At 70.9% G+C, this 22,549-nt stretch carries 20 protein-coding genes and 1 pseudogene; 5 read left to right on the top strand and 16 right to left on the bottom strand.

The genetic code is table 11. From position 1 onward, the window contains the following. Positions 1 to 130: 130 nt before the first annotated feature. Genes ndk through ACWPQI_RS09610 form a run of 4 tightly spaced genes read right to left on the bottom strand, consistent with a single transcriptional unit; the run spans position 131 to position 5,094 of the window. Positions 131 to 550 (bottom strand): nucleoside-diphosphate kinase, encoded by a 420-nt coding sequence (ndk, locus tag ACWPQI_RS09625; protein WP_006937234.1) that lies wholly within the window; start codon positions 548 to 550, stop codon positions 131 to 133. Between the two features lie 16 nt (positions 551 to 566). Continuing rightward, entirely contained in the window at positions 567 to 992 is a 426-nt protein-coding gene (locus ACWPQI_RS09620) for a DUF4233 domain-containing protein (protein ID WP_010592810.1), read from the bottom strand. After that, positions 989 to 2,422, bottom strand: coding sequence for a bifunctional tetrahydrofolate synthase/dihydrofolate synthase (gene folC / locus ACWPQI_RS09615; protein ID WP_474738778.1), 1,434 nt, complete (start codon positions 2,420 to 2,422; stop codon positions 989 to 991). The genes ACWPQI_RS09620 and folC overlap by 4 nt, the downstream gene beginning before the upstream one ends. Next, positions 2,419 to 5,094 carry a valine--tRNA ligase gene (locus ACWPQI_RS09610; RefSeq protein ID WP_010592812.1) on the bottom strand — a complete coding sequence of 892 codons (2,676 nt, stop codon included), beginning with the start codon at positions 5,092 to 5,094 and terminating at the stop codon, positions 2,419 to 2,421. The genes folC and ACWPQI_RS09610 overlap by 4 nt, the downstream gene beginning before the upstream one ends. 101 nt (positions 5,095 to 5,195) lie before the next feature. On the opposite strand from ACWPQI_RS09610, the gene ACWPQI_RS09605 reads away from it, so the two are divergent. After that, positions 5,196 to 6,146 (top strand): TIGR03621 family F420-dependent LLM class oxidoreductase, encoded by a 951-nt coding sequence (locus tag ACWPQI_RS09605; protein WP_040271716.1) that lies wholly within the window; start codon positions 5,196 to 5,198, stop codon positions 6,144 to 6,146. Between the two features lie 59 nt (positions 6,147 to 6,205). Here the strand turns inward: ACWPQI_RS09605 and ACWPQI_RS09600 are convergent, their stop codons facing one another. The 4 genes from ACWPQI_RS09600 to ACWPQI_RS09585 form a co-directional block, all read right to left on the bottom strand. Then, positions 6,206 to 8,209 (bottom strand): S9 family peptidase, encoded by a 2,004-nt coding sequence (locus ACWPQI_RS09600; protein ID WP_010592814.1) that lies wholly within the window; start codon positions 8,207 to 8,209, stop codon positions 6,206 to 6,208. 168 nt (positions 8,210 to 8,377) lie between these two features. Continuing rightward, positions 8,378 to 9,004, bottom strand: a complete 627-nt coding sequence (locus ACWPQI_RS09595; protein WP_010592815.1) for a maleylpyruvate isomerase N-terminal domain-containing protein — start codon at positions 9,002 to 9,004, stop codon at positions 8,378 to 8,380. A 17-nt stretch (positions 9,005 to 9,021) separates the two neighbouring features. Beyond that, positions 9,022 to 9,438 (bottom strand): toxin-antitoxin system YwqK family antitoxin, encoded by a 417-nt coding sequence (locus tag ACWPQI_RS09590; RefSeq protein WP_017680513.1) that lies wholly within the window; start codon positions 9,436 to 9,438, stop codon positions 9,022 to 9,024. Between the two features lie 125 nt (positions 9,439 to 9,563). Further along, positions 9,564 to 10,178 (bottom strand): GNAT family N-acetyltransferase, encoded by a 615-nt coding sequence (locus ACWPQI_RS09585; RefSeq protein WP_010592817.1) that lies wholly within the window; start codon positions 10,176 to 10,178, stop codon positions 9,564 to 9,566. 149 nt (positions 10,179 to 10,327) lie between these two features. Here ACWPQI_RS09585 and ACWPQI_RS09580 point away from each other — a divergent pair, with 149 nt between their 5' ends. Both ACWPQI_RS09580 and ACWPQI_RS09575 read left to right on the top strand, forming a co-directional pair. Then, the gene (locus ACWPQI_RS09580; RefSeq protein ID WP_010592818.1) at positions 10,328 to 11,518 is read left to right on the top strand and encodes an NAD(P)/FAD-dependent oxidoreductase; all 1,191 of its coding nucleotides are present in this window, start codon (positions 10,328 to 10,330) and stop codon (positions 11,516 to 11,518) included. Between the two features lie 97 nt (positions 11,519 to 11,615). Beyond that, positions 11,616 to 13,626, top strand: a pseudogene (locus ACWPQI_RS09575) (SpoIIE family protein phosphatase). 41 nt (positions 13,627 to 13,667) lie between these two features. Here the strand turns inward: ACWPQI_RS09575 and ACWPQI_RS09570 are convergent. From ACWPQI_RS09570 to ACWPQI_RS09535, 8 genes are all read right to left on the bottom strand, one after another. Further along, the gene (locus tag ACWPQI_RS09570) at positions 13,668 to 13,907 is read right to left on the bottom strand and encodes a WhiB family transcriptional regulator (protein ID WP_017680511.1); all 240 of its coding nucleotides are present in this window, start codon (positions 13,905 to 13,907) and stop codon (positions 13,668 to 13,670) included. A gap of 377 nt (positions 13,908 to 14,284) precedes the next feature. After that, positions 14,285 to 15,451 carry a lycopene cyclase family protein gene (locus tag ACWPQI_RS09565; protein ID WP_124258816.1) on the bottom strand — a complete coding sequence of 389 codons (1,167 nt, stop codon included), beginning with the start codon at positions 15,449 to 15,451 and terminating at the stop codon, positions 14,285 to 14,287. Between the two features lie 70 nt (positions 15,452 to 15,521). Then, positions 15,522 to 16,529 carry a heme-dependent oxidative N-demethylase family protein gene (locus ACWPQI_RS09560; RefSeq protein WP_010592821.1) on the bottom strand — a complete coding sequence of 336 codons (1,008 nt, stop codon included), beginning with the start codon at positions 16,527 to 16,529 and terminating at the stop codon, positions 15,522 to 15,524. 24 nt (positions 16,530 to 16,553) lie between these two features. Further along, positions 16,554 to 17,030, bottom strand: coding sequence for a dimethylamine monooxygenase subunit DmmA family protein (locus tag ACWPQI_RS09555; RefSeq protein WP_010592822.1), 477 nt, complete (start codon positions 17,028 to 17,030; stop codon positions 16,554 to 16,556). Continuing rightward, positions 17,027 to 18,034 (bottom strand): heme-dependent oxidative N-demethylase family protein, encoded by a 1,008-nt coding sequence (locus ACWPQI_RS09550; RefSeq protein ID WP_017680509.1) that lies wholly within the window; start codon positions 18,032 to 18,034, stop codon positions 17,027 to 17,029. Before ACWPQI_RS09550 ends, ACWPQI_RS09555 begins: the two co-directional genes overlap by 4 nt. Next, entirely contained in the window at positions 18,031 to 19,026 is a 996-nt protein-coding gene (locus tag ACWPQI_RS09545; protein WP_010592824.1) for a PDR/VanB family oxidoreductase, read from the bottom strand. Before ACWPQI_RS09545 ends, ACWPQI_RS09550 begins: the two co-directional genes overlap by 4 nt. Beyond that, the gene (locus ACWPQI_RS09540; protein WP_225222742.1) at positions 19,026 to 19,538 is read right to left on the bottom strand and encodes a 50S ribosomal protein L32; all 513 of its coding nucleotides are present in this window, start codon (positions 19,536 to 19,538) and stop codon (positions 19,026 to 19,028) included. Before ACWPQI_RS09540 ends, ACWPQI_RS09545 begins: the two co-directional genes overlap by 1 nt. Positions 19,539 to 19,548: 10 nt before the next feature. Then, entirely contained in the window at positions 19,549 to 19,926 is a 378-nt protein-coding gene (locus tag ACWPQI_RS09535; RefSeq protein WP_006937276.1) for a cupin domain-containing protein, read from the bottom strand. A 301-nt stretch (positions 19,927 to 20,227) separates the two neighbouring features. Here ACWPQI_RS09535 and glnT point away from each other — a divergent pair, with 301 nt between their 5' ends. Then, complete coding sequence (gene glnT / locus ACWPQI_RS09530; protein ID WP_010592825.1) at positions 20,228 to 21,604, top strand: type III glutamate--ammonia ligase; 1,377 nt, start codon at positions 20,228 to 20,230, stop codon at positions 21,602 to 21,604. Positions 21,605 to 21,660: 56 nt separating this feature from the next. Further along, positions 21,661 to 22,548: a class II glutamine amidotransferase domain-containing protein gene (locus tag ACWPQI_RS09525; protein ID WP_006937281.1), complete on the top strand. Its 888-nt coding sequence runs from the start codon at positions 21,661 to 21,663 to the stop codon at positions 22,546 to 22,548. The last annotated feature ends 1 nt before the right edge of the window (position 22,549 follow it).

The following is a 22,549-nucleotide window of genomic DNA, read 5'->3' as shown; positions in this document are numbered from 1 at the left end:
TCCGTGATGTCGTTCGGTCGTTCCGCAACACTCCGAAGCGGGGCGACCTACCTCAGTATCCCACACAGAGGTCCGTGAATACGCCAACGGCGCCCCGAAGGGCGCCGTGGCACGTAGGTCGACGGACGGATCAGGACCCGGCGAGGGCCGGGAACCACAGCGCGATTTCACGCTCGGCCGACTCCACCGAGTCGGAACCGTGCACCAGGTTCTCGCCGGCGTCGAGCCCGAGATCACCGCGAATCGAGCCGGGTACGGCCTTCTCGACGGGGTCGGTGCCGCCCGCGAGCTGGCGGAATGCGGCGATGGCGCGGGGCCCTTCGAGGACCGCCGCGACCAGCGGCCGCGAGGTGATGAACTCGATCAGGCCGGGATAGAAGGGTTTGCCCTCGTGCTCGGCATAGTGGGCGGCGGCCACCTCCTCGGTGGCGGTGCGCAGCTCGAGTGCCACGATGTCGAGTCCCTTGCGCTCGATGCGCGAGAGGATCTCGCCGACATGACGACGGGCCACGCCGTCGGGCTTGATCAGTACCAGGGTCCGCTCAGTCACGCGCACAGCGTAGTGGTCAGCCCCGCTGGCCCGGTAGCAGGCCCCGCGCCTCGCGGTCCTTCATGTCCTTGCGCAGGTACAGGATGTAGCCCCACACCGCACTGAAGATCACGCCGACGATGCCGAGCGCGAGGTCGACGAAGAAGCCCAGCAGTGTCAGCACCTGCAGCGCGAGGTTGTACCGGAGCGCCCAGGGCCGGCCCTGCAGCCCGGCGCCCGCGATCATCGCGACGGCGAGGAACACGATGTAGCCACCCGAGAGCCACGTGAGTCCCCCGCCGACGACCGCGACAACCGGTAGCACCAGCAGGACCACGATGGCTTCGAGGACGAGCGTGCCGGCCATGACGCCTCGCAGCCCCTTCCACGGGTCCTTCGCGGGGGGCCGGACGGCGGAGTCCCGGTCCGGCGATGCGGCGGAGTTGTCAGCTGCCTCGCTCACGCGGGGTCCTTTCCGAAGAGAGTGCGGGCGGCGCCGGCGGTCACCACCGAGCCGGTGACCACGACACCCGCCCCCGATACTGCCTCACCCGGCTCGGCGACCTCCTCGGCGATGGCGACGGCGGTCTCGAGGGCGTCGGGCAGTGTCGGCGCGACGACCACGCGTTCGTCGCCGAACCGCGCCACGGCCAGGTCTGAGAGCTCGTCGACGTCCATCGCCCGCGGCGAGCCGTTGTGGGTCACGACGATCTCGTCGAACACCGGCTCGAGGGCGTCGAGCAGACCGGGCACGTCCTTGTCGGCCATCACCGACACCACTCCGACCAGCTTGCGGAAGTCGAACTCGTCGGCGAGGGCCGCAGCGAGAGCCTTCGCCCCGTGGGGGTTGTGGGCGGCGTCGAGGAACACCGTCGGAGCACTACGCACCCGTTCGAGCCGGCCCGGGTTGAGCACCGAGGCGAACGCCGCGCGCACCGCGTCGGCGTCGAGCTGCTGGTCGGCGCCGGCCCCGAAGAACGCCTCCACGGCGGCGAGCGCGAGCGCGGCGTTACGGGCCTGGTGCTCGCCGTGCAGCGGCAGGAAGATGTCGGTGTACACCCCGCCGAGGCCTTGCAGCTCGAGTTGCTGCCCGCCCACGGCGATGCGCCGGGCCAGGACCTGGAACTCTGCGCCTTCGCGTGCGACGGCGGCGTCCGCTTCGACGGCCCGGCGCAGCAGCACCTCCATCACCTCGGGTTCCTGCTGGGCCAGGATTGCGACGGTGTCGCGGGGCACGAGCCCGTCGTCGGGTGCCTTCTTGATGATCCCGGCCTTCTCCCCCGCGATCGTCGCGAGATCGGGACCGAGGTATTCGGTGTGGTCGAGCCCGATCGGGGTGACGACCGCGACCTGCGCGTCGACGACGTTGGTGGCGTCCCAGGTGCCACCGAGTCCCACCTCGACGACGGCGACGTCGACGGGGGCCTCGGCGAACGCGGCGAATGCCATGGCCGTGGTCACCTCGAACTTGCTCATCGCCGGGCCGCCCGCGGCCTGCGACTGCGCGTCGATCATCGCGACGTACGGCTCGAGTTCGCGATAGGTGTCGACGTAGGTGCGCGGGGAGACCGGCGCCCCGTCGATGCTGATCCGCTCCGTGGCCAGCTGCAGGTGCGGGCTCGTGGTGCGGCCGGTGCGCCGGTGCAACCGGGTCAGCAGGGCGTCGATCATGCGGCTCACCGACGTCTTACCGTTCGTGCCGGCGATCTGGATGGACGGATAGCTGCGCTGGGGGGATCCGAGCAGATCCATCAGCGCCGCGATCCGGGTCAGCGAAGGCTCGATCTTCGTTTCGGGCCAGCGCTTGTCGAGTTCGGCCTCGACCAGGGTCAGCTCGGCCAGGTCGACCGGCGACGGCGTCGCCGGGCCGGCCGCGGACCGGTCCTCGCTCACGCCGACCCCAGTTCCTGCAGGCGCGCGGTGATCCGGGCGATCTCCTCCTCCGCGATCTGCCTGCGGGCGGTGATCTTCTCCACGACCGCCGCGGGCGCCTTGGCGAGGAACGCCTCGTTGCCGAGCTTGGCGGACGTGCCCGCGAGCTCCTTCTCGGCGACCGCGAGGTCCTTGCCGAGACGGGCGCGCTCGGCCGCCACGTCGACGGTGCCGGAGGTGTCCAGTTCCACGGTGACGGTGGCACGGGACAGGCGCACCTCGATGGCGGCGGTGGCGGCGAACTCCTCCGCAGGCTCGGTCAGCCGCGCCAGGGACCGTACGGCCGGCACCTGCGCAACCAGGTCGGCGGCGTCGATCTCGGTGAGGCGTGCGGCGACCTTCTGCGACGGCTTGAGGCCCTGGTCGCTGCGGAAACGGCGGACCTCGGTCACGAGCTTCTGCAGATCCTCGACGCGACGCGCGGAGTCGGCGTCGGGCTCGGTGCCGGTGGCGTTCGGCCAGGACGCGACGACCACGGACTCGCCGCCGGTGAGGACCTTCCAGAGGGTTTCGGTGACGAACGGGATCACCGGATGCAGCAGGCGGAGCAGCTGGTCGAGGACGTTGCCGAGGACCGCCTTGGTGCCCTGCGCGTACTCGCTGCCGTCGGCCAGCTGCACCTTGGCGAGCTCGAGATACCAGTCGCACACCTCGTCCCATGCGAAGTGGTAGAGCGCCTCGCACGCCTTGGAGAACTCGAACCGCTCGAACGCCTCGTCGACTTCGGCGCGGACCTGCTCGAGCCGGTCGAGGATCCACCGGTCCGCGTCGGTGAGGGCGGTGCGCGCCGGGAGCTCGGTGACGACCGCGCCGTTCATCAGGGCGAACTTGGTCGCGTTGAACAGCTTGTTGGCGAAGTTGCGGGAGGACTGCGCGTGGTCCTCGCCCACGGCGAGGTCGCTACCCGGGTTGGCGCCGCGGGCCAGGGTGAAGCGCAGCGCGTCGGCGCCGTACCGCTCCACCCAGTCCAGCGGATCGATGCCGTTGCCGCGCGACTTGGACATCTTCTTGCCGAACTGGTCGCGCACGAGGCCGTGCAGGAACAGGTCCTTGAACGGCACCTGGACGCCGGACTTCCCGCCGGCGGTGATCGCCTCGTCGTTCGCGACGTACAGGCCGAACATCATCATCCGGGCCACCCAGAAGAACAGGATGTCGTATCCGGTGACGAGAACGCTGGTGGGATAGAACTTCTCGAGCTCCGGCGTCCTGTCCGGCCAGCCCATCGTGGAGAACGGCCACAGACCCGAGGAGAACCAGGTGTCGAGGACGTCGGGATCCTGCTCCCAGCCCTCGGGCGCGGTCTCGTCCGGTCCGAAGCACGCGACCTCGCCGTCCGGGCCGTACCAGATCGGGATGCGGTGACCCCACCACAGCTGCCGCGAGATGCACCAGTCGTGCATGTCGTCGACCCACGCGAACCAGCGCGGCTCCTGGCTGGCCGGGTGGATCACGGTGTCGCCGTTGCGGACCGCGTCGCCCGCGGCCTTGGCGAGCGCATCGACCTTGACCCACCACTGCATCGACAGCCGGGGCTCGATCGTCTCGCCGCTGCGCTCGGAATGACCGACGCTGTGCAGGTAGGGACGCTTCTCGGCGACGACCCGGCCCTGCTCGGCCAGCGCCTCGCGCACCCGGACCCGCGCCTCGAACCGGTCCATGCCGTCGAATCGTGTTCCGGTGTCGGCGATCCTGCCGGCCTTGTCCATGATGGTGGGCATCGGCAGGTTGTGCCGCACGCCCATCTCGAAGTCGTTGGGATCGTGGGCGGGGGTGATCTTCACGGCGCCGGTGCCGAATTCGGGGTCGACGTATTCGTCGGCGATCACGGGGATACGCCGGCCGGTGAGGGGATGCTCGAGGGTGGTGCCGACCAGGTGCTGGTAGCGCTCGTCGTCCGGGTGCACCGCGACGGCGGTGTCACCGAGCATGGTCTCGACCCGGGTGGTGGCGACGATCACGTGCGGCTCGTCGTCGTCCAGAGAGCCGTAGCGCAACGAGACGAGTTCGCCCTCGACCTCCTCGAACTTGACCTCGATGTCGGAGATCGCGGTCTGCAGCACGGGCGACCAGTTCACCAGTCGCTCGGCGCGGTAGATCAGCCCGTCGTCGTAGAGCCGCTTGAACATCGTCTGCACGGCCCGCGAGAGACCCTCGTCCATGGTGAACCGGTCGCGGGACCAGTCGACGCCGTCCCCGATGCGGCGCATCTGCCCCTGGATGGTGCCGCCGGATTCGCGCTTCCAGTCCCAGACCTTCTCGACGAACAGTTCGCGACCGAAGTCCTCCTTGGTCTTCCCGTCCACCGCGAGTTGCTTCTCGACGACGGTCTGGGTGGCGATGCCGGCGTGGTCCATGCCGGGCAGCCACAGCACCTCGTAGCCCTGCATGCGTCTACGGCGCGAGAGCGCGTCCATGAGGGTGTGGTCGAGTGCGTGACCCATGTGCAGGCTGCCGGTCACGTTCGGCGGTGGCAGCACGATCGAGTAACCGGGCTTGTCGCTGGACGGATCGGCGGCGAAGTAACCGGCGTCCACCCAGCCCTGGTACAGCTCGTCCTCTACGGCGCTGGGGTCCCAGCTCTTGGGGAGGGCGTCGGCGGGGTTCTGGTGGTTCTCTGGCGCACTGGTCACCCCGCAATCGTAGTCAGCGGAGGCAAACCGCCTGCACACGCCCCACGTGCCCGGATCGGGCCTGCTGGACTGCGGATCACGGGTACGGCACCGTGGCAGACGTGAACGAGTTCCGCTTCGCCACGAACGTCTTCACCCTGGAGTCGGCCGGCGCGTTCGCCGGCCGATGCCGCCGCATCGAGGCGCTCGGGTACGACACGCTGTTCGCCGCGGACCACCTGGGGGTCGTCGCGCCGTTTCCCACGCTCGTCGCCGCGGCGCAGGCGACCGAGCGGTTGCGAGTGGGCACGCTCGTCCTCAACGCTCCGTTCTGGAACTCGGAGCTGTTGGCCCGCGACGTCGCGACCACCGACGTCCTCACCGGTGGCCGGCTCGAACTCGGCCTCGGCGCCGGGCACATGAAGTGGGAATTCGACGAGGCCGGCATCGGCTGGGATCCGATCGGCCGCCGCGTCGATCGGCTCGAGGCCCTGATCGAGGGTCTGGGGCGCCGCTTCGCGGAGGGCGGGTACCCACAACAGGCCGAGCTGCGCGCCGGCCTGGACCTGGCACCGCTGCAGCCGGTCCAGCGGTGCGGGTTCGGCGGCACCGGTCCCCCGCTGCTGATCGGCGGTACCGGGGACCGGGTGCTGCAGCTGGCGGCCGAGCGCGCCGACATCGTGGGGGTGGCCGGTGCCGTGCAGGTGCCGGGACAGGCGCCCGGGGTGCTGCGCATCGCGACGGCCGCCGAGGCCGACGAACGCGTGCGGTTCGCCCGCGAGCGCGCCGGCGCCCGCGCGGACCGCCTCGAGTGGCAGGTGCTGGTCCAGGCGGTCGTGGTGACCGACGACCGAGAGGCCGCGGCGCGGGCACTGCTCGAGCGCTTCGGTCCGATGACGAGCGTCGAGGAACTGCTGGACACGCCGTTCGCACTGATCGGCACGGTGGAACGGATGGCCGATCAGGTCCTGCGCGACCGCGACCGCTACGGCTTCACCTACTACACCGTCCACGGGCCGTACCTCGAGGCGTTCGCCCCGGTGCTCGAGCGGGTGCGGACGCTGGGCGGGTGAGCGTCGCCCCCGACGGAGATGCCGTTCGACTCCCGCGCCGCGCACCGCCGGGATCCGCGTCAGCCGAGCACCTCGGGCAGTTCCCGGGGACGCGCGAGCACGTGCTCCGCGAGGAACGCCTCGACCACCTCGTACCAGATCTTCGCGTGCTGGGGGCCGAGCACCCAGTGGTTCTCGTCGGGGAAGTAGAGGAAGCGATGCACGGTGGAGCCGTCCTCGGCGGCGGGTGCCCCCGACTCGGAGAGCAGTTCGTACCACAGTCGCAGCCCCTCCCCGATCGGCACGCGATAGTCCTTGTCGCCGTGGATCACCAGCATGGGAGTGACGATGTCGGCGACATACAGGTGCGGTGAGTTCTCCACCGCCATCTCGGGGGTCATCTCCCGCGCCCAGTACCAGGCCGAATCCGTGGTGGGTCCGAACTGGTCGAGAGCCCACAGGCTCGCGTGGGTGACGATCGCCCGGAACCGGTCGGTGTGCCCGGCCACCCAGTTGGCCATGTACCCGCCGAAGGAGCCGCCCATCGCGGCGGTGCGGTCGGCGTCGATCTCGGGGAGCTCGATCGCGGCATCGGTCAGCGCCATCAGGTCGGTGTAGGGCTCCTTGCCCCATCTGCCCCACCCGCGCCGGACGAAGTCCTGCCCGTAGCCGGAGGACAGGGCGGGGTCCGGGAGCAGCACGGCGTAGCCGCGGGCGACGAGAAGCCACGGGTTCCATCGCCACGACCAGGTGTTCCAGGAGCTGAGGGGGCCACCGTGGATCCACAGCAGCAGCGGTGCGGGGGCGTCGGGGTCGGCGGTGGCCGGCAGGGCCAGCCAGGCCCGCAGCGGGGTGCCGTCGGCGGCGGCAGTGGTCAGTTCCGTGAGGCGGCCGGGGAGGTCCGGCAGCTCGGCGGGAGCGCGCAGAACGGTGACGGCGCCGGAGCCGTCCAGCGGGATCCGCACCGGGTGCGGCGGAGCGTCGTAGGCCGCACGCAGGGCGTAGACGCACGTTCCGTCGGGTGCGACGCGCAGGTCGGTGTAGGCGGCCGGGTCGGTGGTCAACGGGGTGGGGACGTCGGCCCACAACGCGACCTGGAAGATCGGCGCGCGGCCGTGCTCGTCGGCGGTCACGAGCAGCGCCCCGGAGTCGGGACGCCAGACGACCGACGTCGGCCACCGGTCCCATCCGGGCACCAGAACCGTCGTGTCTCCCGATCGAAGATCGAACAGCCGCAACGTGATTGTCGGCGCGGTCTCGGGGTCGGAGTGTGTCTCGTGCAGGAATGCGATCCGGGTGCCGTCCGGCGAGATCGCGGGGGCGAACACGTCGGCGGTCTCGTCGTCGACGAGGACCGTGCGCAGTCCGGTGTCCGTGTCGATGCGCACCAGGGTGGTGCGGCGGGAGGCGAGCGGCCCGGGGACCGACCAGGTGGTGACGACGAACGTGCCGTCCGGGGCGAGGTCGAGGGTGGCCTCGCGCAGCGCGCCCCCGGGTCCGGGAGTCAGGTCCGACAGGGGCGGGTGGAGGCCGTCCGCGAGGGCGAGCAGGTGCGGCTCGGCCGGGCCGAGGTCGTGATCCCAGTGCCGGATCGGGTATCCGGTGTGCAGCACGGCGGAGATCTTGTGCTTCCTGCGGGCGTCCCGGATCCGTTCGTCGTCGCCGTCGGTACGGCCGAGCACGTCCGCCGTCACCACGATCCGGTCGGCGGCCCGCGCGGCGTGCACTGCGCGTACCCCGCCCTTGCGGGACACGACGCGCTGCGCTTCGCCACCGGCCGCCGGCAGCCGCCACAGTGCGACGGGGGCATCGTCGCCGTCCGTCCCGTCGGCCCGGGCCGCGGTGAACAGCAGGTCACCGGTGGCGGTGAAGACCGGGTTCGACTCGCCCTTCGCACCCCACGTGAGCCGCCGGGCGGGCTCCTGTCCGTGCGGGTCGACCTCCCACAAGGCCCCGACGTACCCGGTCCCCTCCTCGTCCAGGGTGGACTGGGCGATCACGACACGGGTCCCGTCCGGCGACAGCGCGAGCGCGGTGACGCGCGGGAGAGCGAGATAGTCGTCGAGGTCGTCGAATGCGGTCATGGTGCCCGAGGGTAGTGCGCGCCGGGGGCGTCACCGGGGAGCCGACACGGCCGTTTCGGACGGCGAATGCCCCTGCCGACCGGCACTGTGGTCTGCGCCGTCGCCGGCGCCGCGTGGGCGCTGCCCCCACGGTCGGACTCCTGGCGCCGCGTCACATGCGCGGTTGCCTCATCGCATCACCGGCAGGATCCGCGCGCCCGACCGGCCCGATGCCGCTTCGATGAAGTCCCGCGCGTCCGGGACGGCGGCGAGCACGTTGCGGGTGCGTTCGAGTGCCTCCGATTCGGGCGGCGGTCCGCCGACCGTGTCGACGACGTCGAGCAGGTGGACGGTCGTTTCGAGGATGGCCAGGTCGAGGAGTGCGCCGAGCGTCACCGAGCCCAGCAGAGGGTGTGGGACGACGGTCTCACGATCGAGGCCGGTCAGGCGATCGAACGCCTGCGGCAGTTCGACGGCGAATCGCTCGACGAGCGTCTCCCGGCCGGCGTCGGTGGCGGCGTGGCGGACCATCTCGGCGATCCGTCGGTGCATCGGTTCGGCGGCGACCGGGTCGGCGTTGAAGACGCGGAGCATCTCCGCGGCGCTGGTGACCTTTGCCGTGCCCTCGGGCGCGGGGTCGGCGATCAGGGCGATCAGGGCGTCGGGTGCGACGTGGACGTACAGGTCCCGAACGGTCCAGCCCGGCAGCCGGGTCGGGGCCGTCCACTGCTCGTCGCTCAATGCCCGGGCCCGTTCGGCCCAGGAGCGCCACAGCCGGATCAGCAGGGCTCGATCCCGGTCGAAGGTCGATGTCACCGCTCCCCCTCGTTCGGTCACCCGCGCGGCGGCCTCGGCCGGTGGGTGGTCGTCTTCCTGATGCTCCCGTCGGTGTCGTAGTAGGTCCACTCACCGGTCTTCCTGCCGTGCTCCCAGTGTCCGCTGTCGACGAGTGTCCCCGCCGCCGTCCAGCGTTCCCAGTAGCCGTGCTTGTCACCGTGGGCGAACCCGCCGCGCTGCAGCAGACCACCGGTGGCGCGGTACCAGGTCCAGGGACCGTGCAGGACGCCGCGGTCGTAACCACCCTCGGAACGTAGCGCCCCACCGGCGGAGAAGTGCCGCCACGTTCCGTGACGCTCGCCGTCGACGTAGGTGCCCACCATCAGCCCGCCGTGCGGGTCGGGCTCCGCCCATTCGCCGGTCTTGCGGCCGTGACCGTCCACGGCGTTCGGGCGCTCGAGGGGCGCGCTCACGTCGTGCCCCCGACCCGGGCCGGGGCTTCGCATACGCCGCTCGGTCCTGTGGCTGTCCGCGAGACATCACTCACAGATACCGACTATATGCAAGCAACTGCTTGCATATCAAGGGATCGGCCGATTCATCGCGTCACGGGTTCGCGCCACATCTTCCACAGGGTCGGCCCTCCGTTCGGGACGGCGATCTCGCCGGTGACCCGGAACCCGAACCGCTCGTAGTAGGAGATGTTCTTCTCCTTGCTCGATTCGAGATACGCGGGCATCCCGTCGGCGTCACAGCGGTCCAGCCGCGACCGCAGCAGGGCCTTCCCGAAACCTCCGCCACGCGCCGCGTTTCCGGTTCCGATGGCGGAGAGGTACCAGTGCGGCTCGGCCGGATGCGCCTCGTCGAGCGCGCCGTCGACCTCGGCGCCGACGCGGGCCCGGCGCCCGAGCGCGCGGATCATCCCCGCAGTGACCAGCACGGACCGCCACCCCGGGGCTTTCCAGCGACCCGGCGGCGCCCACATGGTCGCGCCTCCGGCGGAACCGTCCGGCCCCTCGGCGAGCTCGAGTCCGCCGTGCGACAGCAGATGATGCTGCGCCTCGGCGGCGAACATGCGTGGCAGACCTCGGCGCCGGCGCTCGTCGTCGGGCCACATCCACATCATCACCGGATCGTCGAAGAACGCGTCGGCGAGGGTGCGGGCGAAGACCGGTATGTCCCGTCGGGTGGCCGGGCGGACGACAGGGGTCATGCGGACGAGGCTACCGGCCTCGACGGAGCATCGTTGCCGCCCAGCAGGTTTTACGTCGTTGTCACACAGCGAGAACCGCGCGTGTTTCGTTTTATGCAACACTGTTTCCCTGTAAGAAACAACCGAAGTGCGAGCTGTGAGGAAATGCGATGACCGAAACCGCGAACATCGTCATCGTCGGCGGCGGACTCGAGGGCCTGGCTGCGGCCTGGTCCCTCGCCGAGCGCGGCGAAACGGATGTCCTCGTCCTGGAACGCGGGACGATGTGTTCCGGCATGACCGGCAAGTCCAGCGGCATCGTCCGCTGCCACTACGGCGTTCCGTCGCTGGCCGCGATGGCCTGGCACGGCGTGCAGGTGTTCTCCGAAGCCGAGGAGATCTTCGGGGCCGACATCGGCTTCCGGCAGACCGGATACGTCGTCGGCGTCGGGCCCCAGAACACCGCCCCGCTCGCCGCGAACGTCGAGATGCACCGGGCCCTCGGAGTGCCCGTCGAGACGATCGACGCCGGCGAGGTCCGCCGCCTGCTACCGGGGATAGCCCTCGATCCCTTCGCGGCCTTCGCGTACGAGCCCCTCGGCGGCCACGGCGACGCCTACATGACCGGAATGGCCTACGGCACCCGCGCCCGAGCCCTCGGCGTGCGAGTGCGCCAGGGCACCCCCGTCGCCTCCCTCCTGCAGCGCGAGGGCGGCGAGGTCTACGGGGTGCGGCTCGCGGACGGCTCCGAAATCCACGCGGGCACCGTCGTGCTCGCAACCGGCGTGTGGTCACCGGCACTCGGCGCGACCGCCGGCGTGGACCTCCCGATCCGGGCCCAGCGGGAACAACTCCTGCTCGTCGACCAGGGCGAACCCACCCCCGACATCCCCACCTTCTCCGACCTGGTGAACCTCCAGTACATCCGCCGCGAGCCCAACGGAGAGCTGCTGGTGGGCAACAGCGATCACTCCGCGCCGGAGTGGGCGGACCCGGACGACTACGCCAATCGCGCCGACGACCCGTTCGTGGAAACCGCCGTCGCGAAGCTCGACCGGTTGCTGCCGGCCATGCCCGATCCGCGGCTCGCCTCGTCGTACGCGGGATGCTACGACACCACACCCGACTACAACCCGATCATCGGCCCGTCCCCGGCGCCGGGACTGTTCCTGCTCGTGGGCTTCAGCGGCCACGGTTACAAGATCTCCCCTGCCGTGGGCCGGCTCGCCGCCGACCTCCTGCTCGACGGCATCAGCAGCGACCCCGCCGTGGACGGCACCGACTTCCGGTACTCGCGCTTCGCCGAAGGCAAGCCCCTCGCCAGCCTGAACCCGTACGTCGGGGCCGGGGAGATGCGCTGACGAAACGAACCGCCGGACACGCCGCTGTACCGAGGCCCGGGCGGGGTATAGAACAGAAGGTGAGGCTTCGGCGCGGAAACCGGAGAAGGTACACGTCATGCCGGACGACGAGGATCTGTTCTCGGCCACGGGAGAGCCGGACACGGTTCTCCGCGTGTTCGAGGCGCTGCCGTTCGCACTCGGAGCGTGGCAGGGACACGACCACGTGTACGTCGCGACCAACGCCGCCTACCGTGCGCTGCTCGGACGGGGCGATCTCCTGGGCCGGCCGGTGCGCGAGGCCGTCCCGGAACTCGAGGGTCAGCAGTTCTTCGAGCTGCTCGACCGGGTGGCGGCGACCGGCGTCGCCGAGACCGCCAAGGAATGGCGCATGCAGATCGACACCGACGGCAGCGGCGTGGTCCGCGAGCGCTACTTCGACTTCACCGTCGCCCCCTGCCGCGACCCCGGCTGCGGCGTCGCCGGACTGCTCTTCTTCGCCTCCGACGTGACCGACAGTGTCCTGGCGCGGCACGTCGCCGAGGCCCGGGCCCAGCTGATGTCGGAGAAGTACGAACAGGCCCGCGACGCGGTGACGGTGATGCAGCAGACCCTGCTGGCGCCGTCCGTTCCGGTCGTGCCGGGAGCCGAGGTGGCGGCGGCCTACCTGGTCGCCGCGGAGGACACGGCCGCCGGCGGTGACTGGTTCGACGCGTTGGCCCTCCCCGGCGGCGAGCTCGCGCTCATCACCGGAGACGTCGTCGGGCACGGCGTCGAGGCCGCCGCCGTGATGGGACAACTCCGGGCGGTTCTGCGCCAGCAGATCCTCGCGGGTGCAGACGTCGCCGGCGCCCTGTCCACGCTCGACGCCTTCTCGGCGCACGTCCCCGGCGCCCGCACCGCGACGGTGTGTGTCGCCGTCCTCGACACCGGAAGCGGCCGAGTCCGCTACTGCACGGGCGGGCATCCCCCGCCGCTGGTGGCGAGCCCGGTCGGGACGGTCCGCTACCTGCCTCCCTCGGGCGCGACGCCGATCGGAACCGGCTCGACGTTCCCCGTCGCCACCGACGCCCTCGCCACCGGCGACGTCGTGCTGCTCTACACGGACGGATTGATCGAGCGTCCCGGCCGGCCGCCCCCGGCGAGCACCGCCGAACTCGCCGAGCGGGCGGCTCTGAGCGTGGCCGGCCGCTCGTTCCCGATCCCGGACACACGCGCCCGGACGGTGGATCGGGTGTGCGGGGAGGTCCTCGAATTCCTGCTTCGGGAAACCGGATACAGCGACGACGTGACCATCGTCGCGGCTCAGCGGACGGCGATGCCGGATCCCCTGCACGTGCACCTGCACGCCGACCGGGAGGCGCCGAAGGCGGCGCGGTCGGCGCTGTGGCAGTGGCTCGTGCGTATCGGGGCCGACCATGCGGGGACCGTGGCCGTCGAACACGCGGTCTCCGAACTGGTGTCCAACGTCGTCGAGCACGCCTATCCCGGCACCGACGCCGAGCACAGCCCGGTCGAGATCGGCGGAGTTCTCGACGCCGACGGCTGCCTCCGGATCCGCGTACGGGACCGGGGCCGCTGGAAGACCCCCGCGACAACCCCGGAGTCCCACCGGTTGACGGACAGCCGCGGCCGCGGACTGACGATGGTCCGGCTCTTCGCCGACGATCTCCGCATCGACTGCGACGACACGGGCACGACTGCGACGGTCACGTTCCGGCTCACCCGGAGCGCCCGCGTCGTCACCGAGTTCACCGACGGCGCGATCGTCGGCCGTCCCGAGTCCTCGCGCGACTTCGCCGTCGACGAGACCGCACCCGGCCGCCTCGCGGTGCGGGGCGATGTCGACATCGACACCGCCCCCATCCTCAAGGGTCACCTCGACGTGGCGTCACGCGGCGGAACACTCTCGGTGACAGTGGATCTGAGCGAGGTCACCCATCTCGGCTCCGCCGGGGTCTCGTTGCTCTCGACGGCCCGTGAGCGTGCGGCCGGGCAGCACACCGCCGTGACCCTGGTGGCGCCGCCGGGCACCACCGCGCACCACGTGCTCACCCTGGTCGGACTCCACGGCCGGGCCGCACCCCGCGGGTGGCATCGCCGAACCCTCAGGCGACCCGGAGACGTGAACCCGGCACCGACGAAATGTCGATGCCGGGCGAAATCCTCGTCAGCTCGCGATCTTCCGTCTCCGGGACTGCACGTACTTCTCCCGCTCGGCGACCGACATCCCACCCCACACCCCGTAGGGTTCGCCCATCGTGAGCGCGTGCTCGCGGCACTGCTCGATGACCGGGCACCGATGGCACATCTCCTTGGCCTTCGACTCCCGCTGGTAACGCGCTCGGCCCCGTTCACCGTCGGGCGAGAAGAACACCGAGGAGTCGACACCGCGGCACAAGCCCTGCATCTGCCAGTTCCAGACATCGACGGTCGGCCGGAGGGGGTGAGGTGACAATGGCACGGGGCTCTCCTTGACAGCAGGCTCGCACGCAGTGCGAGCGGACCGGACGAAAGTCTGCGACCTTTCGTTCACTTCGATCCACGCGCCGCGACCCCCGCGAAGGGCCGGGTCTCGGTTCGTCGATCTCATGGACCGGGGAGTACCCCACGCCGCCGGAATTCATGCCAACAGAAAGAGAGATTTGTCGAAGATCCACGAAACTGGGGGCCGGACCGACCGCCCGCCCGGTCCCCGACCCGCATACCGCCTGTTCGCGGGGCGACGCGGCGGTGCCCTCCTCGGACCCGGACCCGCGTCCGGTCGCGCGGAGCCGCCGGGGACGGTCAGCGGCCGGCCATCGCCCGGAGCAGTGGGGCGGCGGGCAGCGACGCGAAGAGCGCCGCCTCGTCGCGCCACGACGACTCCTCGTCGAGGAACCGCAGGATCGGCTCCGCGGAGGACCGGTCGAACAGGCCCGCGAAGGCGCGCTCGAGCACGGCGGGCCGCTCGACGACGGCCCGCAACAGCCCCTGGTCGTACCGGGCGAACCGGGACGGGGCAGGGCGCACGTCGAAAGGATGCCCGTGCCGGGCGAGCGACCGCGCGAGGGCCTCACTGTCGCGCTGGATCCGCTGATAGGCATATCCGCTGCTGCCCTTGAGCATCCCGCCCGCGGCGCCGATCCGCACGATGTTGCCGCGGCGCCGCGCGGGCGGCTGTGAGGCCAACGGCATCCGCGCGGACTCGTCCGCCTCGACCACGTAGGCGTCCTCGTCGGCGCCGAGCACCGTCGCCAGGTACTCCCGGAGTGCCTCGTCGTGGACGGCGGTGCCGACGGGCCCGGCGTCGGGACGCGCGAAACACGTGTGCTCGACGAGGGCGCGACGGTCGTCGGTGGGCAGCACGTACACGAAGGACGCGGCCCGGCTCTGATCGGTGCGGAAGTCGAACAGGGTGGGGACGCCGGGATCGAACAGGGGTGCATCGGCGCGGATCCGCCACCCCCGGAAGTCCAGCCACGCATCGGGGCCCGTCCCGTCGCGCGGGTCACCGCTGTCGGGGCCGCGGCCGTCGAAGACCCACTCGGGGTGCAGTTCCGTGCCGTCGGACAGGCCGACGCGCGGACGGGCCCCGTCGTGCACCCGCGTCACATGCCCGGTGCGGAACCCGATGTCGCCGACTGCATCCGTGATCTCGTCGACCACCGGCACCAGATCGGCGCCGCGGACGACGCCGTACCGGTACCGGCCGAGACCGAGGGTGCGGGACCGTCCGCCGACGTGAACCCGGATCCGGGCGAACCGCGCGGAGACGGCGGCGTCGAGGAGTCCGGGCCGGCGGGACCAGAACGCCCATCCGGCTTCTCGGATGTCGCGGGCGCCGTCGTCGACGAGCACCACCGGACCGGGTCGCGCCGGGGCGGTGGCGAGATGGGCCGCCAGCGACAGCCCGCTCAGGCCCGCCCCCAGGACGGCGATACCGCCGTCGACCGGTTCGTTCCAGGCTCGCACGCTCGACCCTCCCCTCGCCGGAGACCCTCCCTCCGTCACCGTACCGGCCGCCGGTGAATCCGGTGCGCCACTACGCGGCCCGGGCGCGCGTCCGCTCGCGCAGCCAGGCCATCGCCGGCATGCGGTAGGAGTCGATGCCCTTGTACGCGGCGATCTCGGCGGGCAGTTCCTCGACGATGTCGGCGAGTTGCTCGGCCCACGCCGGGACCTGCGCGATCTCCTCGAGCGGTGCCATGTAGGTGCGGATGTTGAACACCAGCGCCCCCGTCATCGGCAGGCGGATCAGGTGCTCGAGTTCGATGCGCAGCTGGATGCGGCCCCAGTCGCGTTCGGCGATCAGCCGCGGCATGTCGTCCATCCACTCGGGCATCGTCTCGAGGCTGGTGTCCCGGCGCCGCGAACCGACCGCGGAGAAGGTCCAGTTCACCCGCCGGTACGGCCGCTCGGTGGTGAGGCGCCGCATGAACTGCTCGGCGCGGTCGGTCACCCCGTTCGGGGTCAGGCCGGGAACGGGCCGGTGGATCTCGTGCAGGCTCATGCCGATGTCGAACTTGACGGACCAGTCGGCGGACGACGTGACCAGCGCCGCGTCGAACCACAGGTGCCCGTCGCGCTCGGTCACCAGCAGCACGTCGTCGGGCAGCTGACACCCGATGAACACCAGCGGATGCTCCGGCAGGGTGCCCGAATCCCCCGGCACGAGCCATTGATCGATTCCGAGAAGGTCGTTGCGCCAGCGGTATCCGCCGTTCTCGACGTCGAGGTGCATGACGTCGGGAAACGAGGCCGCCATGTCGCGCATGTAGTAAAGCATCAGGTCCCAGCACGCCGGCGTCATGTGCGGCAGCATCTGCACGCGCCCGGGGTCGGCCTCGACGATCGAGCGACGCAACCGCATCATCTCGACGTACTCGTCGTGGCTCTTGCCCAGGTCGACGATGTGCTCGCCCCAGGCCCCGGCGGCGGTCTCGGTGCGGCGCGGCGCCGGTTCGACGTTCACGGCGTAACGGAACGTCCTGTCGCCCTCGGGGAAAGGCCACGGCAGGCAGGACAGGTCGCTGGCGACGGAGGTGGTCACGAAGGTTCCTTTCCGGATGGCGGGTCAGGCCACGGCGCCGAGGTAGGTGCCGTGATGTCCCGACAGATGAGGACGGATCTCGAGGTCCAGGCCGCACGAACCGCAGGCGACGACCGCCCCGGGAGCGGCGTCGACGGACTGGGTGGTGGCGCAGTGCGGGCAGAACAGCGACACTCCGTCGGCGGCGGTGACGTAGGTGGTCGTCTCACACGGCAGCAGGCCGGCGGTGCGCGCCGCAGCCGTCGCTGCCATCGCTTCCCGCCGCGGTCCGGCGATCAGCACGCGGGTACCGGCGCGAGCCTCGCGCACGAGCCGCGCCACCTCCGCAGCGCTCGCGTCCGGAACCACGGTGGCGACGCGGCCGGCGGCGAGCGCCTGCGCCGCCCAGGCCGTCACCGCGGCCCGCGCGTCGGCGCAGTCGCCGAGGCTGAACAGCAGGTGGATGCGCCCGCCCGGATCGATCGGGGGCACCGCACCGGTGACGAATCCCGAGTTCTTCACGGCCGCACACCTCCGAACTCGCGCAACCACTTCAGACCGGGTTCGCGGGTGCGCGTGATGCCCTTGTAGTCGGCCATGTCCTCGGGCAGTTCCTCGAGCACCCGGTAGAGCCGGTCGGCCCATTCCGGCACCAGCGCGATCTCCTCGAAGGGCAGCAGGTAGGTGCGGATGAGGAACATGATCGCGCCGGACGCGCCGAGACGGATCAGGTGCTGCACCTCGACCCGCAGGTGCAGGCGACGGCCGACGTCGTCGAGTGGGCCCTCGGCGAGCAGGCGCCGATCGCGTCCCCATTCGGGATACGTCTCGGTGGCCGTGTCGAGCCGGCGGTCCACGGTGAGGGTCCAGTTGGTGCGCCGATACCGTTGCCCGGCGTGCAGTCCCATGAGGAAGGACTGGGCGCGGGTGATCACCCCTTCGGCGTGGATGCGGGGCACGGGACCGTGGATCTGCAGGAAGCTCATCCCGACGTCGAAGCGCAGCGACCAGTCCGCGGCGAACGTCACCAGGCCCGCGTCACCCCACAGGGCGCCGTCGCGCTGATCGAGCAGCACGACGTCCTCCTGGATCTGCCGGCCGATGTACAGCAGCGGCGGCTCGGGCAGGGTGGCGGACTGCCCGTAGACGAACGCCTGCTCGAGGTCGAGGGCGCGGTTGCTCCACCGCCGGACGGTGCCGTCACGGTCGAGCGCGAACGTCTGCGGGTATGCCTCGGCCAGCATCTTCATGAGGGTGAGCATCGCGTCCCACTGCGCGACCTCCATGTGCCCGAGCGCCTGGAAGCGGCTCGGGTCGGCGTCGAGCACGCGCCGTCGTTCGGCGAGGTCGTCGAGAAGGAAGCCGTCCATGTCGACCGGGTGCTCGCCCCAGCCGCCGGCCGCCGTGTCCGCGCGGGTCCCGGCCGGCTCGACGTTGGTGCTGTACCGGTAGGTGTCCCGCGGGAAGGGGAACGGGAACCGCGCGACGCGTTCCGGGAGCACCTCGAATTCGGTTGCGGCAGTCACAGGTCCAGCTCCAATCGCTCGCCGCCGGCGCGGGAGACGCACGGCATCATGCAGTCGCCGGCGTGCTTCTCCGCGTCGGTCAGGTACAGGTCGCGGTGCTCGATCGCGCCGTCCGCCACCGGGATCCGGCACTCGCCGCACACCCCCTGCCGGCACAGGTTGGGCACCGGTACCCCGCGCGCCTCGAGCGCTTCGAGCAGGCTCACGCCGGAGTTCACGGCGATGTCGACCCCGGTGCGGCGCAGATGCGCGGTGAACGGGGTTCCGGGCTCGAGGTCGCCGACACCGAAGTGCTCGTAGTGGATGCGGGCGTCCGGCCAGCCCGCGCCGCGGGCGCGACGGGTGAGTTCGTCGATGAGACCGGAGGGCCCGCACACGTACAGGTGGGTGCCGAGCGGCTGATCGAGCAGGGCCGGGCCGAGTGCGGCCCAGAACTCTTCGGGGGTGTGGTAGGTGTGCAGGCGGTCTCCGCACAGTTCGCGCAACTCGCCGAGGTGCGGGCCGTCGCCCTCGCGGAAGGTGTAGTGGACCTCGAAGGAGCGGCCCCACTGAGCGGCGGCGCGGGCGTGCGAGAGGATGGGTGTGACGCCGATACCGCCGGCCACGAGCATGTGGTGACGCGCGGTGAGGATCGGCGCGAAGGCACTTCGGGGCCTGCTGACCTCCACGACGTCCCCGACCTCGAGGGCGTGGATCCAGCGGGAGCCGCCCCGGCCGGTCTCGTCGAGCCGCACGGAGATCGAGTAGCTCTGCGGTTCGAGCTCCGGACCGGTCAGGGAGTAGGAGTTGCGGCGGGGCCGGCCGTCGTCGTGGGCGCCGCAGGAGAGCACGACGTGGCTGCCCGGGGTGAACGACGGCAGCGGCGCACCGGTGGGGTCGACGAACCGCACGTGCCGCACTCCGGTGGCGACGGTGGCCACCTCGGCGACGGTGAGGGCGAGGGTCGCGTCGCTGCGCCGGACGGCCGTTCCGGCATCGGATACGAGGGTCATCAGCTTTCCTCCGCGTCGAGCTGGTAGCCGAGATATGCGCCGTGGTGGCGCGAAACGTGGTGGTACACGACGAGTTCCGCCGAACACGCGGGGCACGTGCTGGTCTGCCCGATCGCGGCGGTGGCGTCGTGGGTGTGTCGGCAGTGGGCGCAGTACACCGTGCGCGTGTCCGTGGTCAGCACCTCGGGCAGGATCTCGTCGTCGAGCGCCCCCGCGGCGACGGCCACGGCCCGGGCGGCGAGGACGGCGGCCTCGTCGCCCACCAGCACGAGCCGCCAGCCGACGCGGGCCGCGGAGAGCTGGCGCTGCAGCACCTCCGCGGCCGCGTCGCCCCAGGTGGCGGGCGCCCGTAGCCAGCTCACTCGCCGGCCTTCGAAGGAGGTCACCAGGCGGCGGGCGTGGTCGGTGGCGGCGTCGCCGAACGACAGGACGGTGACCGTCCTGCCGCCGTCGGCCACGGTCCGCTCCTCGTCCCAGCGCGGCACGCTGGTGGTCTCCATACAGACACTCATGGCCGGATCCTTACGGCGCGAACGTGCGCTGGCCGACGTAGAACGCCAGGGCGCCGTGGGGGGTGGTGAAGCGGATCCGCGAGCCCTTGGGGAAGAAGATCGCGTCCTTGGCGCGGGCGATCTCCACCTGGCCGGTATCCAGGTTCTCCAGGCGGAACTCCCCTTCGAGGACGACCTTCATCTCGTCGTACTCGTACAGATAGTCCAGCGGGGCGTCGGTGTGCGCGAGCTTGAAGTAGCCCGCGGCCATCTCCGACCCCTCGGGGTTGGGATAGACGTCGTCGATGAAGCCCTCGGTGCCCGGGAATTCCTCGGTGGACATCTGGGGCAGGGTCTTCCAGAAGTCGGCGGTGACGCGGAATGCGGGAACCGTGGTGGTTTCTGCCATGAGTGCTCCTAGGAACGAGGCCGGCTGCACCGGCCGTGGGCGGGAGGACGGAACGTCGATCGCTGACGTGAAACAGACAGTAATGAGATGAAACGCACCGACGGTTGCCGACGCGTTAACGCGTGTAACCGAATCCTCTCAGCGTCAGGAACATTCGTTTCTCCCCCGAGCGGCACGGGCCGAGTCGGACCGTCACCACAAACTCACGGCGGCGTAACACGCCCGTCATGCATGCTATGTTTCATTGCATTCGACAGCGATTCACCTTATGAAACTTCGCAGCCGAACCCCAGGAGTCCCCATGACGCTCGAAGCCACCGACCTCCCCGTGATGCGTCTGCCCTCCACGGACGCCCCCGCCGATGCCGCCGGCTCCGCCGATCTCGCCGCACTCGCCCGCGCCACCGACACCCGCTTCATCCTCGCGGTGTTCACTAACCTCGCCGGCAAGCCCTGCGCCAAGCTCGTCCCGGTCGAGGCGGTCGACGAGCTGCAGTCCGACGGGGTCGGCTTCGCGGGCTACGCCGCCGGAGCCATGGGTCAGGTCCCCAGGGATCCCGACCTCGTCGCTATCCCGGATCCCACCTCCTTCACGCCGATCCCGTTCGTGCGCCCGGGCCTTGCGCTGGTGCACTGTGATCCCCACGTCGAGGGCAAGCCCTGGCCCTACGCCCCGCGGGTGATCCTGAAGGAGGTTCTCGGCAAGGCGGCCGAACGGGGCCTGTCCGTCAAGGTCGGCGCCGAGATCGAGTACTTCCTCGTCCAGCGCGACGAGGACGGGACGCTGCGCACCGCCGACGTGCTCGACACCTCCCGGCAGCCCTGCTACGACGCCCGTGACGTCACCCGCATGTACGAGCACCTGACCTCGATCTCCGCGGCGATGAACTCCCTCGGCTGGGGCAACTACGCCAACGACCACGAGGACGGCAACGGGCAGTTCGAGCAGAACTTCCAGTACGCCGACGCGATGACCACCGCCGACCGCGTCGTCACCCTGCGCTACCTGATCTCGGTGCTCGCCGAGCAGCGCGGCATGACCGCGACCTTCATGCCCAAGCCGTTCGCCGACCGCACCGGCTCGGGCATGCACATGCACCTGTCGCTGTGGCGGGAGGACGGCTCCGCCTTCCCCGACGCCGAGGACCCCCGCGGTCTCGGCCTGTCCGAGACCGCCTACGCGTTCATCGCCGGCATCCTCGACCATGCCTGCGCCCTGCAGGGCGTGATCGCCCCGACCGTCAACTCCTACAAGCGGACCGGCGCCACCGCGACCAGCTCCGGCGCGACGTGGTCGCCGCGGCACGCCACCTACGGCGGCAACGACCGCACCCACTACCTCCGCGTTCCGGACGGCAACCGCGTCGAGCTGCGCGGCGGGGACGGCTCCGCCAACCCGTACCTCGCTGCCGCCGCGACCGTCGCGGCGGGCCTCGACGGCATCGACCGCAAGCTCGATCCCGGCGCACCCGGCGGCACCCCGAACTCGGAGACGCTGCCGATGACCCTGCTGCACGCGATGGACGCGCTCACCGCCGACCCCGTCGTCACCGGCGCCCTCGACGCCGCCGGCCCGGGCGTCGCCGAGTACTTCGCCTCCCTCAAGCGGGAGGAGTTCTTCCACTGGCACAACACCGTGACCTCGTGGGAGATCGACAGCTACCTGACCGCCTTCTGACCCGTTCGGTCCGAACGGGCCACCGCGAACGACGACCTGTAAAGGAGAGACGACCCATGTGCGGAATCGTCGGGCTTCACCTGCGTGACGCCTCCCTCGCCCCCCGGCTGGGTGGCCTGCTGACCGGCATGCTCGGCCAGATGGTCGACCGGGGACCGGATTCGGCCGGAGTCGCCCTCTACGGCGACCCCACCTTCTCCCCCGCCGGCCACGCGTCGGTGTCCCTGCTCGGCGCCGCCCCGGACGTCGCCGCCACCGCCGGTGCCGCACTCGGCGTGACCGTGACCGCGATCGACCTGGCCCCCACCACCGTGCTCCACGCGCCGGTCCCGGCCCAGTTGCTCGCCGACACCGTCCGCGCCGTCGACCCCGGTGCAACGATCATCGGCTTCGGCGACGACGTGACCGTCCTCAAGGGCATGGGCGATCCGGTGGCGCTGGCCGAGCGCTTCGGGATCCCGGCCGCCTCCGGCTGGCAGGGCGTCGGCCACACCCGCATGGCCACCGAATCGGCCGTCACCGCCGCCGGCTCGCACCCGTTCGCCGTCGGCCCGGACCAGTGCCTGGTGCACAACGGCTCGTTCTCCAACCACCTGTCGGTCAAGCGCGAACTCGAGGCCGAGGGTGTGGCATTCGACAGCGAGAACGACACCGAGGTCGGGGCACGGTTCGTCGCCAAGCACCTCGCCGAGGGCGCCGACCTGGAGAAGGCCCTGCGTTTGCTCGGGGAGCGCTTCGACGGGTTCTACACCCTCCTCGTGTCGACGTCCGACTCGTTCGCCGTCGTACGCGACCCGATCGCCTGCAAGCCGGCGATCGTCGCCGAGACCGACGCGTACGTCGCGATGGCCTCCGAGTTCCGGGCCCTCGCCGGCCTGCCCGGCATCGCGGACGCTCACATCTTCGAGCCCGAGCCGGAGCGGGTCTACGTATGGCACCGCTGAC

Source organism: Rhodococcus sp. LMD, assembly GCF_056108245.1.
This window is presented reverse-complemented; position numbering and strand designations above follow the sequence as displayed.

What these genes read in the sequence shown, in the direction of transcription:
- ACWPQI_RS09600 (WP_010592814.1), bottom strand. Translation starts at nt 8,209, where the DNA reads ATGACCGCATTCGACGACCTCGACGACTATCTCGCTCTCCCGCGCGTC.
- ACWPQI_RS09585 (WP_010592817.1), bottom strand. Translation starts at nt 10,178, where the DNA reads ATGACCCCTGTCGTCCGCCCGGCCACCCGACGGGACATACCGGTCTTC.
- ACWPQI_RS09580 (WP_010592818.1), top strand. Translation starts at nt 10,328, where the DNA reads ATGACCGAAACCGCGAACATCGTCATCGTCGGCGGCGGACTCGAGGGC.
- ACWPQI_RS09570 (WP_017680511.1), bottom strand. Translation starts at nt 13,907, where the DNA reads ATGCAGGGCTTGTGCCGCGGTGTCGACTCCTCGGTGTTCTTCTCGCCC.
- ACWPQI_RS09545 (WP_010592824.1), bottom strand. Translation starts at nt 19,026, where the DNA reads ATGACCCTCGTATCCGATGCCGGAACGGCCGTCCGGCGCAGCGACGCG.
- ACWPQI_RS09540 (WP_225222742.1), bottom strand. Translation starts at nt 19,538, where the DNA reads ATGAGTGTCTGTATGGAGACCACCAGCGTGCCGCGCTGGGACGAGGAG.
- ACWPQI_RS09535 (WP_006937276.1), bottom strand. Translation starts at nt 19,926, where the DNA reads ATGGCAGAAACCACCACGGTTCCCGCATTCCGCGTCACCGCCGACTTC.
- glnT (WP_010592825.1), top strand. Translation starts at nt 20,228, where the DNA reads ATGACGCTCGAAGCCACCGACCTCCCCGTGATGCGTCTGCCCTCCACG.
- ACWPQI_RS09525 (WP_006937281.1), top strand. Translation starts at nt 21,661, where the DNA reads ATGTGCGGAATCGTCGGGCTTCACCTGCGTGACGCCTCCCTCGCCCCC.